The sequence below is a fragment of the Streptomyces sp. NPDC002602 genome (assembly GCF_042889445.1).
GTDB lineage: Bacteria > Actinomycetota > Actinomycetes > Streptomycetales > Streptomycetaceae > Streptomyces.
In genome coordinates, this window is record NZ_JBIAQX010000027.1 from 39,468 (window position 1) to 53,542 (window position 14,075).

The 14,075-nt window shown below is 69.1% G+C and carries 15 protein-coding genes and 2 pseudogenes; 13 read left to right on the forward strand and 4 right to left on the reverse strand.

Annotated elements, in window-relative coordinates:
* The first annotated feature begins 27 nt into the window (after positions 1-27).
* The 3 genes and pseudogenes from ACFYW3_RS37100 to ACFYW3_RS37110 form a co-directional block, all read left to right on the forward strand.
* On the forward strand, positions 28-198 hold the full coding sequence (locus tag ACFYW3_RS37100) for a hypothetical protein (protein WP_389388756.1): 171 nt from the start codon (positions 28-30) through the stop codon (positions 196-198).
* Positions 199-419: 221 nt separating this feature from the next.
* Positions 420-1,103: a hypothetical protein gene (locus ACFYW3_RS37105; RefSeq protein WP_389388757.1), complete on the forward strand. Its 684-nt coding sequence runs from the start codon at positions 420-422 to the stop codon at positions 1,101-1,103.
* Positions 1,104-1,375: 272 nt separating this feature from the next.
* A pseudogene (locus tag ACFYW3_RS37110) lies at positions 1,376-1,955 on the forward strand (Tn3 family transposase); the annotation flags it as partial.
* A 182-nt stretch (positions 1,956-2,137) separates the two neighbouring features.
* On the opposite strand, the gene ACFYW3_RS37115 reads toward ACFYW3_RS37110, so the two are convergent.
* On the reverse strand, positions 2,138-2,731 hold the full coding sequence (locus ACFYW3_RS37115) for a TetR/AcrR family transcriptional regulator (RefSeq protein ID WP_389388758.1): 594 nt from the start codon (positions 2,729-2,731) through the stop codon (positions 2,138-2,140).
* A 155-nt stretch (positions 2,732-2,886) separates the two neighbouring features.
* On the opposite strand from ACFYW3_RS37115, the gene ACFYW3_RS37120 reads away from it, so the two are divergent.
* The 8 genes and pseudogenes from ACFYW3_RS37120 (at position 2,887) to ACFYW3_RS37155 (ending at position 8,991) form a co-directional block, all read left to right on the forward strand.
* The gene (locus ACFYW3_RS37120) at positions 2,887-3,789 is read left to right on the forward strand and encodes an NADP-dependent oxidoreductase (RefSeq protein WP_389388759.1); all 903 of its coding nucleotides are present in this window, start codon (positions 2,887-2,889) and stop codon (positions 3,787-3,789) included.
* Positions 3,790-3,880: 91 nt separating this feature from the next.
* Positions 3,881-4,069, forward strand: a pseudogene (locus ACFYW3_RS37125) (winged helix-turn-helix transcriptional regulator); the annotation flags it as partial.
* Between the two features lie 88 nt (positions 4,070-4,157).
* A complete protein-coding gene (locus tag ACFYW3_RS37130) occupies positions 4,158-4,949 on the forward strand; it encodes an alpha/beta fold hydrolase (protein ID WP_389388760.1) in 792 nt (263 codons plus the stop codon).
* A 230-nt stretch (positions 4,950-5,179) separates the two neighbouring features.
* Entirely contained in the window at positions 5,180-6,250 is a 1,071-nt protein-coding gene (locus ACFYW3_RS37135) for an alkene reductase (RefSeq protein WP_389388781.1), read from the forward strand.
* 121 nt (positions 6,251-6,371) lie between these two features.
* Positions 6,372-6,722 (forward strand): hypothetical protein, encoded by a 351-nt coding sequence (locus ACFYW3_RS37140; RefSeq protein WP_389388761.1) that lies wholly within the window; start codon positions 6,372-6,374, stop codon positions 6,720-6,722.
* Between the two features lie 327 nt (positions 6,723-7,049).
* The gene (locus ACFYW3_RS37145) at positions 7,050-7,307 is read left to right on the forward strand and encodes a hypothetical protein (protein ID WP_389388762.1); all 258 of its coding nucleotides are present in this window, start codon (positions 7,050-7,052) and stop codon (positions 7,305-7,307) included.
* 189 nt (positions 7,308-7,496) lie between these two features.
* Positions 7,497-7,967 carry a hypothetical protein gene (locus tag ACFYW3_RS37150; protein ID WP_389388763.1) on the forward strand — a complete coding sequence of 157 codons (471 nt, stop codon included), beginning with the start codon at positions 7,497-7,499 and terminating at the stop codon, positions 7,965-7,967.
* A gap of 235 nt (positions 7,968-8,202) precedes the next feature.
* On the forward strand, positions 8,203-8,991 hold the full coding sequence (locus ACFYW3_RS37155) for an SAM-dependent methyltransferase (protein ID WP_389388764.1): 789 nt from the start codon (positions 8,203-8,205) through the stop codon (positions 8,989-8,991).
* Here the strand turns inward: ACFYW3_RS37155 and ACFYW3_RS37160 are convergent.
* From ACFYW3_RS37160 to ACFYW3_RS37170, 3 genes are all read right to left on the reverse strand, one after another.
* Positions 8,988-9,953: a helix-turn-helix domain-containing protein gene (locus ACFYW3_RS37160; protein WP_389388765.1), complete on the reverse strand. Its 966-nt coding sequence runs from the start codon at positions 9,951-9,953 to the stop codon at positions 8,988-8,990. The two genes, ACFYW3_RS37155 and ACFYW3_RS37160, sit on opposite strands and share 4 nt — an antisense overlap.
* A gap of 82 nt (positions 9,954-10,035) precedes the next feature.
* Positions 10,036-10,275 carry a DUF397 domain-containing protein gene (locus ACFYW3_RS37165; RefSeq protein ID WP_389388766.1) on the reverse strand — a complete coding sequence of 80 codons (240 nt, stop codon included), beginning with the start codon at positions 10,273-10,275 and terminating at the stop codon, positions 10,036-10,038.
* Between the two features lie 895 nt (positions 10,276-11,170).
* Positions 11,171-11,317 carry a hypothetical protein gene (locus ACFYW3_RS37170; RefSeq protein ID WP_389388767.1) on the reverse strand — a complete coding sequence of 49 codons (147 nt, stop codon included), beginning with the start codon at positions 11,315-11,317 and terminating at the stop codon, positions 11,171-11,173.
* A 97-nt stretch (positions 11,318-11,414) separates the two neighbouring features.
* Between ACFYW3_RS37170 and ACFYW3_RS37175 the strand changes: the two genes are divergently transcribed.
* Together ACFYW3_RS37175 and ACFYW3_RS37180 are read left to right on the forward strand one after the other, a co-directional pair.
* The gene (locus ACFYW3_RS37175; RefSeq protein ID WP_389388768.1) at positions 11,415-12,302 is read left to right on the forward strand and encodes a nucleic acid/nucleotide deaminase domain-containing protein; all 888 of its coding nucleotides are present in this window, start codon (positions 11,415-11,417) and stop codon (positions 12,300-12,302) included.
* Positions 12,299-13,978 (forward strand): hypothetical protein, encoded by a 1,680-nt coding sequence (locus ACFYW3_RS37180; RefSeq protein ID WP_389388769.1) that lies wholly within the window; start codon positions 12,299-12,301, stop codon positions 13,976-13,978. Before ACFYW3_RS37175 ends, ACFYW3_RS37180 begins: the two co-directional genes overlap by 4 nt.
* Positions 13,979-14,075 lie beyond the last annotated feature (97 nt).

The window sequence follows — 14,075 nt, forward strand, 5'->3', positions numbered from 1 at the left end:
ACACCCACCTGCGAAAGGGAGCATCCCTTGAAGAGTAACCACCGCCCCCGCCCACAAAACCGGCGAATCCATCGCATCCGACGCTGGGTCACCCGCCGCCGCAACCTGATGCTGACCAGCGCCCTGCGCGGCACCTGCTACGGCATCGGAGCAGGCACCGTCGGCCTGCTCTTCTGGTGGTGCGAACAGGGCCTGTAACCGCCTCCGACCCCTTCCCCGTGGCCCGGTGCGGTGGAGCGCGCCATCCCTTCGTCCCTCGTCGGACAGGGAAGCGAGTCTCACCGGCCGGGCCGCGGGGGTCAGCCAGCGGACTCGGTCGGCCCGGGTCGCGCCTGAAGTGGGAAGGTGACGGATTCCGCCCTGACAGGTGCCTTCTTCTCGCTAGCGTGTGAGGGGCGCGGCGGAGGGAGACAGGTCTGATGGCGACGCTGGTCGTGGGGTTCCGGCTGGGCAACGACACCGCTGGTCGGCAGGTGACGGTCCTGGTGACCGAGACCGGGGTCACGCACCGCGCCCAGGGCCTCTACGGGAAGCTCGCCAGGGTGTCCCGACCGGAGCCGTCGGTGGTGCTGACCACGACGAACCCCTGTTTCGCCGGTGAGAATCCCTTGGCCCGCCCCATCGCCGACTTGCGAGAGCAGCACGCCTCCTACACGAGGAAGGGCTTCACCCGCGCGCTCATCCCTCCGGCCGCCGTACGCCAGGACGTCGACGAGCAGCCGTTGAAGGCCCTGGCGCCGCACCGCGAGCTGATCCAGGCGTTCCTCGGCACGGCCCCGAACACGCCCCAGCCCCTCGATGAAGCCATCAGGGAGTTCCGAGGTGCCCTCGGCCTGCCCACCCGGCCGACGAACGTCACCCGGGTACCCCGCGACCGGCCCATCCCGCCGCGGGTCGAAGCGATGCTGCGCACCCTCGCCCACGGCTCCCCGATCACCTCGCCGCCGCGGCTTCCCGTCGGGTGGACCGTCACCGGCCAAGGCGTGAGGCTGCACGTCGGCCAGGCGGGCGAGGTCCTCGACCGGCAGGCCGTGGTGGAACTGCAGACGGCGCTGAGCGCGTGGCTGCATTTCACGAAGAAGCCCGGCAAGGCGCCCCGTTGAACAGCGGAGCCGTCGGATGCCCTGCCGACGCTGCCGTGATCGTCTAGCGCTTTCTCGCCGGCCGGTTGGCCCTGCCCCTCGGCGACGAGGCGACACTCGACATCTTCGACGAGCCGCGCGCACCCTGGTCCTGGCCTGCGGCCCCGAAGGCGCCGCCGACGTGATCACCGTCCTCAGTGTCGGCATCAGTAGCGAAGGCACGGACAGTGGCGACACCGTGGGCGATCGGGAACGAGCCGCGATTCCGGGCCGGCCCAGGGCCGTGTGGGGGCGACCGGGTGCTGTTGCCGGGCGTCTCGGTGCTGGCCCGGCAGGTGTCGGAGGTGCGGAAGGTCGCGGACAAGCGGCTGCACGCCACCGTCGTGGGCGCCGCCCGCCGCGCGGACCCGGCACTGCCCGGGGATCTGGTGGCGACGCTGAAGACGCCGGAGGGATCGCGGTTCCGGAGCTGGAGCGGCTGCGCCGGCCGCCGACGCGGACGACGGGTACGGCGTTCGCCCGTGCGCTGGAGATCGGCGCGTACCGGCTCGGTCGGCGGAGGTTGTCGCAGATCCCGCCGAACCGGATGGCCGCTTTGGCCCGGTGCGAGCTGGGGTCGAAGGCGCCGCTGCTGGAGCGGGCGGCGGAGCCGAAGCGCACGGCGATGCTCACCGCGGTGATGCGGCACCTGGAGCGAAGGCGATCGACGAGGCCCTGGACCTGTTCCAGGGCCTGATGGCCACCCGGCTGCTGAACACGGCGAAGCGCAAGACGGAGAAGGAACGGCTGTCCACGCTGCCGCAGCTGGAGAAGGCGTCACGGCTGGTGGCCCGCGCCTGGGAGGTGAAGGTCGCGGAACTGGAGCTGGTCGAGGCGGCGAAGACGTGGAAGACGAGCCGGCCGCCGGGGGGGGTGTCCAGGTTCTCGTGCAGTGAGGTGAGGCCGATCCCGCGCTCGCGCGGCTCGGCGACCATGTTGATGAGGTCCGGCAGCAAACAAGTCAGAAGCCAGCCCCTCCAGCCCGGCTGACGCTTCCTTCGCGGCTGTGCCGTGTCTCAGGACAGCCCGGGTGTGTGGCCGACGGTGGTGAGCCACTGGGTGACGAGGGTGTCGAGGAATTCGTCGGTGGCTTCGGCCCGGTCGAAGAAGACGCGGGCGAGGAGAGGGCCGTAGAGCAGGGTGTACTGCTCCGCGGTGATCTGCAGGCCGGATGGCGCCAAGAGCTTGTTCAGCGCCGTGCGGCGGTCCTCCACGATCCGTGCCATGCCCTTGGCGCTGTCCGGGTCGTGGTCGGCTTCGGCGGCGATGGCCAGTGCGGCGGTGCGGGTGGCGGGGACGGCGATGCCAGCACGCAGGCTGACCAGCCACGCGGTGGCGACGGCGCGCACATCCGTGCCGGGTTCGGGGTAACCGACGTCGGGGCCCTGCAGGGTGAGGTCGGCGAGCAGGGCCGCGCGGTTGGGCCAGTGCCGGTACAGGGTCTGGCGCGTGACGCCGGCCCGATCGGCCAGGAACGCGGTGGTCAAACCGGTCAGCCCGACCTCGGGCAGCAGCTCGCGGGCGACGGCCAGGATGCGGGCGCGGGTGCGCTGGACGCGGGGATTGCTCGGATTCGGCGGGCGGCGGTGGACGGGTGGCTTGGACGGCATGGAGCCCATCCTACCCATAAATCATACACATCGTGTGACATGCGTAACCGCCCTCTGCCTTCGCGTTTCACACGATCTGTGTGATACACCGGAAGGGCAATCACACGAACTGAGTGATTCAGTGTGTGTCCCGCTTCTCTTGCCTGGAGTTCTCGATGTCCACCGCGATCACCTTCTCCCGCTACGGCGGCCCCGACGTGCTCACCCGTGCCGAGGTCGACATGCCCGAGCCGGGCCCGGGCCAGGTCCGCCTCCGGGTGCGGGCCGCCTCCGTGAACCCGCTCGACCTCAAGATCCGGTCGGGCCTGATGGCCGACGCGTTCCCGGTCCGCTTTCCGATGATCCCCGGGCTGGACGCGGCCGGCGTCGTCGACGCCGTCGGCGAGGGGGCCGACATGGCCGTGGGGGACGAGGTCCTCGGTGCCACGGCAGGCGGCAGCTACGGCGAGTACGCCCTGCTCGACCAGCCGGTGGCCAAGCCCCGGGAGCTGTCCTGGGAGGTCGCCGCCTCCCTGGTCACGGTCGGCCAGACCGCATTCCGCATCCTCGGGCAGCTGGACGTGCGGGCGGGGCAGACCCTGCTCGTCCACGGCGCCGGCGGCAGCGTCGGCACCGTCGCGGTGCAGCTGGCCGCAGCGCGCGGCGTCACCGTCATCGGGACGGTCGGCGAGCACGACGTCGAGCGCGTCACCGCACTGGGAGCCACGGCGGTCCGTTACGGCGACGGCTGGAAGGAGCGCGTGCAGACCGCGGCTCCGCAGGGAGTCGATGTCGTCCTCGACGCCTCCGGTGCCGGCGTGCTCGCCGAGTCCGTCGCCCTGGCCGGTGACAGCGCGCGCGTGATCACCATCGCCGACATGTCCGCCGCCCAGCACGGCGTCCGCTTCAGCGCCGGCAGTGCCGAGGACGGCCAAGCCCTGCCGGAGCTGGTGCGGCTGGCCGCCACCGGCAAGCTCACCGTGCCCGTCTGGCGCGCCTACCCGCTCGACCAGGCAGCCACTGCCCACGCCGACATCGAGGCCCGGCGTAACAAGGGCAAGGTCGTTCTTCTGCCCTGACGGACCGCACACCGATGGCATCCCGCCCCGTCCACCTGCCGCTGACGGACGATGCGGATCTCGCCGCCGCGTTCGAGGTCCTCGGCCAGAAGTGAAACGACATCACCCTCCACACCTGGCCACCCGCCCCGCCCACTACGGCGAACTGCACACCGCCATCGGCTCGATCAGCACCAAGATGCTCGCCGACCGGCTGCGCGAACTCATCGCGGCCGGGCTCCTCACCCACGACCGGCTCCCGCCCGGGCCTGCGACCTACATCCTCACGGCCGACGGCCGGAGCCTGCTGCCGCCCTGGAACACCTCCGCTTCTGGGCCCGGCACCGCACCACCTGATCCCGCTACCCCGCAAAGAGAGGGAACTCCCCATGTCCGCACACCCCCTGCCCGAAGCCACGTTCGCCCGTACCGTCCTGGGCTCCGGCCCCGGTCTTGCTCTGGCCCACGGCGCCGGCAGCAGCATCGCCGACACCTACGGCCCGGTCCTGGAAGCCCTGGCTGCCGGGCACAAGGTCGTCGGCATCGACTACCCCGGCAGCGGCGCCACCCCCCGCTCCACCACTCCGCTGTCGCTGGACGACCTGGCCGACCAACTCGTCGCCGCCGGCGTCGCCGAGGGCCTGGACACCTTCGCCCTGCACGGCTACTCCCTCGGCGGCCCGGTCGCCATCCGCGCGGCAGCCCGTCACCCCGAGCGCGTCACCGCCCTCGTCCTGACCGCGACCCTGCCCTACCACGACAACCGGCTCGCTCTGGCCACTCCGATCTGGCGCAAGCTCGCCGAGACCGACCAGGAACTGCTGTCCCAGTTCATGGTCATGATGGCCATGGGCGCCGATGCCCTGGAGGCGATGTCGGACGAGCAGCTCCAGCAGGTCGTCGAATTCTCCGCCGCCAACATCGCCGACGGCACCCCCGAGCACGCCGAACTCGCCGGCCGCCTCGACGTCCGCGACGACCTGCCGCACATCAAGGCGCCCACCCTGGTCATCTCCACCACCCAGGACTGGTTCACCTCCACCCGCCTGCACCACCAGCTCGCCGACAACATCCCCGGCGCCCAGCTCGTAGCGATCCCCACCGGCCACCTGCCCATGGTCGAACGGCCCGAGCAGTGGCAGAAGCTCATCACCGACTTCGTCGACCAGCACCACGCCTGAGCAACACACCCGCGGGCCGGCCCCGGCCACGGCGGCACGGCCCCGCGGACAGCGTCCCCCACTCCCGGCCTGGTTGCTGTCGCAGCGGCCGACCCGCTTCAGCGAGAACCGCTGCGCAGCGTCCAGCACCAGCATCAGGTGTCGGCTCCGCCCTCTGCGCGCACTCCGGCAGACAGTGCGCTCCACGTGTGCGGCAGAGCGCCACCACCCCGAGGAAGAGACACAAACCCATGACCACTGCTTTCGATCCGATCGCCCTGAGCGGCAAGCACCTGGCGAACCGCGTCGTGATGGCGCCGATGGCCCGCAGCCGCGCCTACGGACCGGGCGCCGAGCCGACGGAGCTGATGGCGACGTACTACGCGCAGCGCGCCAGTGCCGGGCTGATCGTCAGCGAGAGCATCCAGCCCTCGCCGGTCGGCCAGGGCTACCCCGACACCCCCGGCCTGCACACCACCGGCCAGGTCCAGGCGTGGCGGACGGTGACCGACGCCGTGCACCGCGAGGGCGGCGTGATCTTCGCCCAGCTCATGCACGCCGGCCGCATCAGCCACCCGAACCTGCTGCCCGACGGGATGGAGCCGGTGGGTCCGTCGGCGGTGGCCGCCAACGGGCAGATCTACACCCACCAGGGGCGCAAGGACCTCGCCGCGCCGAAGGAGCTGACCGAGGCGGAGATCCGACAGACGATCGCCGACTTCGCCGTCTCGGCCCGCAATGCCATCGAGGCCGGATTCGACGGCGTGGAACTCCACGGCGCCAACGGCTACCTGATCCACCAGTTCCTCGGCCCCCACTCCAACCGGCGCACCGACGCCTGGGGCGGCGACACCGAGGGCCGGATGCGCTTCGCCGTCGAGGCCGTCACGGCCGTGACCGAGGCCATCGGCAGCGCTCGCGTGGGCCTGCGGATCTCGCCCGGAAACCCGTTCAACGACATGTCCGAGGACAACCTGGGCGAGGTCTACGGGGCACTGCTGGAGCGGCTCGCCGGCCTGGACCTGGCCTACCTGCACCTGATGGAGGGCCCGGACCGCGACCTGACCGCACACCTGCGCAAGGCATGGCCCGGCACGTTCATCCTCAACCCCTTCACCCACCCCGACCCCACCGGACCCGACGCGCTGAGGCTGATCGAGGACGGCAGCGCGGACATGCTCGCCTACGGCGCCCTGTTCCTCGCCAACCCCGACCTGCCCCGGCGCCTCGCCTCCGGCGGCCCGTTCAACACCCCCGACCCGGCCACCTTCTACGGCGGCGACCACCACGGATACACCGACTACCCCACCCTCACCGCCTGAGTGACGCCCGCCCCCGTAGCCCGTCCTGACCGTGGGGCCGGGACGGGCAACTACAGGGCGGGATGCTGCGTTGGGCTCACGCTGGGCGTGGGTCAGCTCTTGGGGTCGCGCCAGCAAGTACATGGACACGGTTCTCATCGGCAGCCCGGAGCCGCCGCGCCCCAGCGTCGCCACCGAGGAGATCATCCGCGCCGCGCGCGATCTGCTGTCGGGCCCGGGCCCCTCGATCACCTCGATCGCCAAGCTGCTGGGTGTCTTCCCGGGCACCCTCTACAACCACATCCCCGACCTGCGCGAGCTGCGAGCCAGCGCCGTCTTCTCCCGGGCGTCGCGCAGCGGGTGGTCGCGGGCGGAGAACTCGCGATGTGCACCGATCCGGCGGCCTGGGTCTGGCTGGGCAGCAGAAGCACCGTCGCCGGTCCATGAAATTGCGCACGCCGCGCCATCTGACTGGCTGCATGTAACTCGTTAGGGTGCATGCTGCATCCCTCCCGAGTGGGCTCCTTGAACTCCCACAGCCCCGCTAGTGCCATCATCCGACCAACCGGTTGATGAATTTGTCATTTATGTGCTCTAAATGCACTCTGCCGGGGTGAGCGCAGGGGATGTGGCGCCCAAGACCGGAAGTTGCGGATTCCGGTTTCACGGCTGCGGTGTTCGTGGTGTGGGCGGCCCGGCGTGGCTACGGTTCGAGTTCCTGGCCCGGACGCGAACCCCAGACATGGAGACGGGTCCCGAGGGGTGCAACCCTCGGGACCCGGTGCGTCCGATCAGCCGCCTCTGCCTAAGGAGAACAGCGATGATTGAACGCACGTACCGGAAAGCCATGGCACGCACTCCGCTATCGCCAGAAAGTACCATTCCGTCTTACCGGCTGCCTCAAACAGATATTTTGAGCATCCTTTCGGTGGTGCTTCGCTTCGGCTCCGCCCTGACCGCGGCCGCGGCTGTGGCGGTGTTTCAGGGGGCGGCGTCTCCTGAGGTACTGCTGATGGTCGCGCCCGCGGCGCTGGCCGACCGCAGCGCGGTCGTCCTCACGCGTATCCGGCGTTCCTGAGCCGGAAGGGCGGCGCCGGGCCCTCCGCCGGCGCCTCCTTCGCGAGTGTCCGCCTCGCAGCAGCCTCTTCAACGCCTTGTGCGATGTGAGGACCTTGCCCTCGGCGCTGCCCGGACGGGCGGGATCCGGACATCTATCTGGCGCTTCCTCCTGCCCGCACCCGCCGATGACACCCGGCTGAGGACCCCGATGCCTGACACCCCGTCCCTGAACAGCCGCCGACCCGCCCCGTCGCCGGCTTGCGAACGCGGCCCGGAGGCGACGAGGTGCGCACGAGACCCGGCGAGCGTCGCCTACGAGGCGTTCTGCACCACCCACCGACCCGTGTACTCCCGCTACGCGGCAGCCCGCCTGGGAGAGGACGCAGCCAGGGTTGCGCTCCGCGCGCTCGCCCCCCTGTGGGCATCCGCCCTGACCGGCCCCGCACCGGCGGCGGTGTCCTGGCTCCTGCTCACCGGTGTCGTCAACGCCCAGGCCCGGGCAGGGCGCGAGCCGGCGCGGGGCCTGTTGCGGATCCACGCCGATGCCGTGATCCTCCACGACCACCTGGGGCTGCCGCGGCGAACCGCCGCCGCTGCCATGGGCCTGCCGCCGCAACAGTTCGACATGGTCCACAACGCTGCGCTCCGCGCCACACGAACAAACGAAGAAAAGATCTAGAGCATATTCGGGAATGCATTTATGCGCGCCCTGGCATGCCATAGCCGCCCTCATCGGTGCACGCCGGGGAGCGCAATGGGATGCGGGAGCGGCCGGTATGCGCCCCCGTGAATCACTCCGACAGGCGAGGGGCTCTAGTCGGCACCAGGATGCGCTCCTAGCATGGGCCGACCACTGTCGCAGACCGGAGCCGTAGCAGTACGGACCGGCGCCATCCTGGGGGCCGACCTACTCAATGATCGATGTGAGCAAACCCAGCGTCGCCCGAATGTATGACTACCTCATCGACGGGACGGACAACTACCCGTCCGACCGGGAAGCCTGCGCCCAGCTCCTCGAGATGGCCCCCTCAACAAGAGAACTCGCCCGGGTCAACCGGGCCTTCCTCGTACGAGCCGTCCGCTACCTGGCCCAAGAAGCCGGGATCCGCCGCTTCCTCGACCACGGCTCAGGACTCCCCACCCGCCCCAACGTCCACCAGGTCGCCCGCGAGACCCACCCGCAGGCCCGCGTCGTCTACATCGACAACGACCCCCTGGTCCTGGCCCACGGGCGGGTGATGCTGGAAGAAGACCTGGCCACCACCGCGGTGATAGAGGCCGACTTCCGCCACACCGACAAGATCTTCGCGGCGCCGGAAGTCGGCAGCCTGCTGGACGGCGAGCCCGTCGCGGCCCTCTTCGTATCCGTCCTGCACTGCATCCCCGACAGCGACGACCCGTGGGACCTGGTGAAGGACGTCGCGCGACGCCTCCCGTCGGGCAGCTACATGGTCATCTCCCAGCTCGCGAGCGACAACCCGGCCCTGCGCGACGAGGTCACCGCGTTCATGAGCGAGATCACAGGCAACCAGTGGGGCCGCGTCCGCAGCACGCAAGAGGTGCGGCGCCTCTTCGACGGCCTCGAACTCGTCGAGCACTCCCAACCGGTGGAAGTCTCCACCTGGCGCCCGGATGCCGACCTCTTCCCGCGCCAGCGGACCCAGGAGTGGATCGAGTTCGGGGGTGTCGCCCGCATCCCCTAATGCGGTTCGGCCAGCTCGTCGATCCTGGCCTGCAGGAACCTCATCGTGTTCGCCTTGGTGAGGGAGTGCTTGAACACTCCCTCCAGGGAGGCCTTGTGCTCAATGAGGCGGACCGGGTCCTCCACCCACATCGCACTGACGTTCATGGCCTCCACATAGAGCATCTCCGGCGGACCTTCCGGCTCGGGAAGTTTCAGCAAGGTCATGGCCGTCGTCAGCGGCGGGCAGTCGGCCCAAGCCGCGGTCGGGAACACCCGCACGTGGACGTTCCCACCCCTCTCGCACCGGCCGTAGATGCGCCGCAGCTGCTCCAGCATCACCGCCCGCCCGCCGATGGGTCGGCGCAGCGCCGCCTCATCGATGATCGCCGTGAACTCCGGCGCCGAGTCACCCTCCAGGATCTGCTGCCGCTGCGTGCGCACTTGCCTGCGTAGCTCCAGCAGGCTGTTGTGGTCCGTGGTGGCCCGGCCGAGGTACGGCACCGCGAACACCGCGTTCATGTACGCCGTGGTCTGCAACAGACCGGGGACATTGTTCGCCTCGAAGCTGATGATCTTCGAAGCGATGGCCTCCACGTAGCGCAGCTCGTTGAACGCCGCCGCCACGCCCTTGCTGCCCGGCAGTCGCGGGTTGCCGATGGCCAGGATCTGGTGCACGCGAGAGATCACACTCTCGCGCTCCTCGCCGGCCGGCACCCCGTAGAGGTCCAGGAGCTCGGTGATGTCCTTCTCGTCGAACCGGACGTTCGTCGCCCCATTCTCGATCCGACACAACTTGGGCGCCGACGAGATGCCCCCCAGCGCCACGACCTGAGGCTGGGTAAGACAAGCCGCCGCCCGGTGGCGTTGCAGCGCCGCCCCCAACAGGTTCCGCAGGATGGGAGGGGCGGAAGAAGCCGGCTCCAGTATCGGATCCGGCCCCTTCCCTCCCACGATCTCGAACGGCCTGGGCCGAGCGCCCACATCATCTCCTTGATCCCAGAAAACTCAATGCCGAGATCCTGGAGCTCTGCAAGCACGCCACGCAACCCGGGGCCACACCATTTCAGACAGTCATGGAATCGAACTCCCCGGCCCGCGCACCCGCAATAAAAGCGATCATCTCCGACCGCGTGAACACGAGAGCGGGACCGTCCGGGAAACGCGAGTTCCGTAACGCGACCTCGCCTCCCGCAATGCGTGCAATTTCAACGCAGTTGTTGGTGGCATCGCTCGCGCGCGCCTTCGCCCATGCCGCGCCGCTGATGGAACTGGCCCGCGTCCCGTTGCTGTACCTGCGTTCCACATGACCTCCATATAGCTCTTACCAGCGGAAATGCCGGCCTGCCACTGCCAGACGCCCGCTCTCGACACACCCCGCGTGCACTCCGTGAAATTTCCATGGAGTTCCATACGGCGACGAGCCTAACTGCCCCGAACGACAACCGCCGTCCCCCGAAAGGGCGTTCCTCTAGGTACTGCGCGCCATCGCCGACCACGACCTGCGGCGCGTCCTGGTTTTCCACAACCGGATCGCCGCCGCCCACGCCTTCGCCAAAGCCCTTCCCGGCACCGCCGGCCAGGTGACCGGCGACCTGAACATCCCCGACCTGTGGTCCCACGCCGTCGACAGCACGCAGAGGCCCTGGCAACGCCGTCGACTGCCGGTGTGTCCCGCCCGGCTATGAGCGGGGCGGGACACACCCCGTTTCCGGAGGGTTGGCATCGTGTCAGAGTCTGCCTCCCGCCTCCGTAGACGCCGGTCCCGGGGCCCGGCTAAGGACATGGCCAGGTGCGGAGAAGTCCACGCTCTGGCCTCGCGCACCGTGCATCCCTGCGCTGGCATGTCTGCTGCCGTCACATCTCGACCACGCGCGCGGGGCTTCCATGGGTGTGTACCACCGTCGACTGCGCGGGGTGGCTCCGGCGCAAGAAGAGGACGTCTCGTTGGCCCAGGTCAGCAGCAGACGGCCGCTGAGTCTCGCGAGACCGGGATACGAGGAGACCCTCTCGGGGCGGCTCGATGGTATGCCCTGTTAATTCGCGAACCGGAGCAGCGGCAGCTTGCCTCGGTACGACGTGCCTGCTTCCCGCTGTTCATCTGTCGACGCGACGCGACGCGACGCGACGCGACGCTACGCGACACGCACGGCACCGGGCAGGCCGGGCAGCCATTGCCGCAGCCCGCCCGGTGGTACAGCTCAGCTCTCCAGAGTCGGGGCGTGGTCGAAGAAGCGGTCGGCCTCGCGGATGGGGGTCTCGCGGACACCGGGATAGGCGTGGGGGAGAGGGGCATTGGTGGCTGCGATGACCTGGCAGGCGTAGCCGTCGGCTGTTGGCAGCCCCAATCGCACTGCTCCGGAACGGCCGACACCGTGCGTGATCTCGTGGCGCCCACCGGCTAGGGTCGGTGTGATCCATTGCCTTCCGCTAAGCGAGGTCGACATGCCCTCTGATGCCTCTGACCGCCCTAATGAGCTGCTTCAGCACTTCGGGCGAGATGGCCTGAGGCTCTTCGACAGGGCAAGCCTGATCGGAACACGTCTCCCGGCAGCGGCACAGGCTTTGCTCGAGGAGACAGGCGTGCCAAGAGCCGTGGCGCCCTACTTCACGGCGACAGCCGAGGGCAGGCGCGTTCGCCTGGACGCCGTGGCGGCACAGTCCTCAGAACCGCGACCGCATGAAGCGATGGAGGCCTGGCCGCGCGTCGGGTTCGATGGGCTCGCTCACTTGTGTGTCCGCACCGATGGAGCCGTCCAGGGCGTCGTGCTCGGCACGGGGGCGGACGACATGTTCGTCAACACCGATGTGTCCACCTTCGGGGCTTCGTTGATGATGCTGGACCGCGCGCTACCGCTCATCGCATCCGCAACAGCACTTCCCCAGGCCGCTGGGGTATTTCGAGACCTCAACGCGCAGTTGCGGCAGGTCGACGCGGCTGCCTTCGCTGAGCGGGAGTCGTGGTGGCCACGAGTCCTCGACGACATCCGCCACACCCTGAACTTCCCGTTCTCCGCTGCCTTCGAGTACATCGACGCGACTGGCGCCAAGCAGGTGGAAACGGCGGCCACAGGCCCGGGGTCCCCCCACCCGGAGGAGATCGTCTGGCAGCGGCTCGCACAGGACGGGGTAGAGCCACGCCAGGTTACCCGGGTCTACTGCGAATTGGAGCCCTGCACCATGCCGGGCCACTACTGCGCGGTATGGCTGCAGAGGACGTTCCCCGAGGCGAAGTTCACCCACAGCTTCGACTACGGAGACACGGCAGAGTCCCGCGAGGAAGGACTCAAAGCGCTGATCACGCACGCCGCCAAGGAATCGAGGCGCGGGTGAAACGCTGGGAGCGGCCCGCGGCCGGCCGCGAACCAGCGGCAGCGGCTCTCCTCGGCTGGCTGGCAGACCCGGTCGCTCCGAGGCTGTGCCTCGTCTCCGGCAGTGAAGGATGCGGCAAATCCTCACTGCTGGCATGGCTCGTTCACCACGGCACCCGGCCCGGAACCCCGACAGAGAGAACCGTGCACGCCGTCGTCCCGTTCGCCGGACGGAGCCTGTGGGGAACGGTCTGGTCCATATCCGAGCAGCTCGGCGTCGTGACGCGCTCTCCAGAAGAGCTCGTCGCAACCCTGAAGGCAGATGGCCGGCGCACCGTGATGGCGCTGCCCGACCTCCACGACGACGCAGTGGTCGGCCTGGTGGGCGACCTCCTGGAGCTGCCGAACATCCGACTCATCGTCGAGGCCCGCACAGGGAGTGCTGCGCACCGCCGGCTGTCCGCAAGCGCATGCGCGGAACTCGACCTGAATCTGGATCAGTGGAGAGACCAAGCGCGATTTATGCAGTGGGAGGCCTCGCTCCCCGCGGCCCGTTCCGGCGCCGAGCCGTCGGCAGGCGACATCACGCTGGATCTTTCGGATCCAGCGACTGTCTGCGCAGCCGATCCGTGGTTGGTCACCGCAGGGTTCGAGGCCGCTGGCCACGAGGAGCACGGAGGGCTGCGGGCAGCCTGGCGCAGAGCAGGCCAGTCGCTCGTGCGCGACCAGTCCTCAGGGTCTCGGGCGTTGTCCCTCCTCAGTGTCCTGGGGGACGGCGCCGACCCCAGGCTGGCTCCTGCACTCGAGCAACTCGCAGACGGAGAACCGTGGCAGGTGGCATGGAGCCGGGTCCGGGGGGATGTGAAGCCACCGTGGCCGGGTCCCGTGAAAGTCATGGTCAACGGGCAGGGCAGGTTCGCCGGCTCTGTCCTGCTCGCCGACCACACCGGCACGGTCCGAGCAGTCAATGCAACGGATGCCACGGCCAGAGGCCGTATGCAACTCGCCGAGATCCGGCCGGACTCGGTGTCCGCAATGGCAGACGGCACCATGCTCATGGCGGATGGAAAAGGCCGCGTTCATCTGGACTCCACGTGGACGACCAGGGCTCGCCCATCTGGGATCGCTGAGCTGCTCGATGGCGCGCCCACCGCGGCCGACCGTCTGAAGACGGCCCTGCAGGACGCCAGCGGCACCGCAATCGCGTGGGGGCCAGGGCCGGACATCGGATTGGTGGCACTCGGCGACGGAAGCGGCACTGTGTACACCGTCGGAGACATCACCAGCTCTGCTGCACTGCACGATGCCGCCGTGACCGATCTCGCCGTGCTGAGCCTTCCGCTGGACGACGAGGTCTCCCTTCCCATCGTCTACAGCGGTGGCGCGGACGGCACCGTGCGAGCCTGGGCACCCGGCCATGACCCGATGCCCGGCTCTGTTGCAAAGAGAGCCTGTCCTGTCGTGTCCGTGGACGCTGCTCTCTCTGCCAGCGGGCCTGTACTCGCTGTCGCGTGGACCGACGGGGCATTGAGCTGGGTGCACTGCAACACAGGGGCACAGGTGCTCTTCAGGCCTGGGCCCCCCATTCGGAGCGTTGCCCTTGCCGCGGCTGACCGTGTCGTCATCGGAATGGACGAGGCCGTGACATGCCTGACGCTCAAAGCACCGGATCACCTCAGTGGCGACACAGCACTGTGAACCCGCTGCTTTACAGCATGAACAGCGAACGAAAAAAAGCTGAAATGACGCTCAATCGGTGAATCTGACGATGACCGAAGAGAGTCGAAGATGACGG

What these genes read in the sequence shown, in the direction of transcription:
- ACFYW3_RS37105 (WP_389388757.1), top strand. Translation starts at nt 420, where the DNA reads ATGGCGACGCTGGTCGTGGGGTTCCGGCTGGGCAACGACACCGCTGGT.
- ACFYW3_RS37115 (WP_389388758.1), bottom strand. Translation starts at nt 2,731, where the DNA reads ATGCCGTCCAAGCCACCCGTCCACCGCCGCCCGCCGAATCCGAGCAAT.
- ACFYW3_RS37120 (WP_389388759.1), top strand. Translation starts at nt 2,887, where the DNA reads ATGTCCACCGCGATCACCTTCTCCCGCTACGGCGGCCCCGACGTGCTC.
- ACFYW3_RS37130 (WP_389388760.1), top strand. Translation starts at nt 4,158, where the DNA reads ATGTCCGCACACCCCCTGCCCGAAGCCACGTTCGCCCGTACCGTCCTG.
- ACFYW3_RS37135 (WP_389388781.1), top strand. Translation starts at nt 5,180, where the DNA reads ATGACCACTGCTTTCGATCCGATCGCCCTGAGCGGCAAGCACCTGGCG.
- ACFYW3_RS37140 (WP_389388761.1), top strand. Translation starts at nt 6,372, where the DNA reads ATGGACACGGTTCTCATCGGCAGCCCGGAGCCGCCGCGCCCCAGCGTC.
- ACFYW3_RS37145 (WP_389388762.1), top strand. Translation starts at nt 7,050, where the DNA reads ATGATTGAACGCACGTACCGGAAAGCCATGGCACGCACTCCGCTATCG.
- ACFYW3_RS37150 (WP_389388763.1), top strand. Translation starts at nt 7,497, where the DNA reads ATGCCTGACACCCCGTCCCTGAACAGCCGCCGACCCGCCCCGTCGCCG.
- ACFYW3_RS37155 (WP_389388764.1), top strand. Translation starts at nt 8,203, where the DNA reads ATGATCGATGTGAGCAAACCCAGCGTCGCCCGAATGTATGACTACCTC.
- ACFYW3_RS37175 (WP_389388768.1), top strand. Translation starts at nt 11,415, where the DNA reads ATGCCCTCTGATGCCTCTGACCGCCCTAATGAGCTGCTTCAGCACTTC.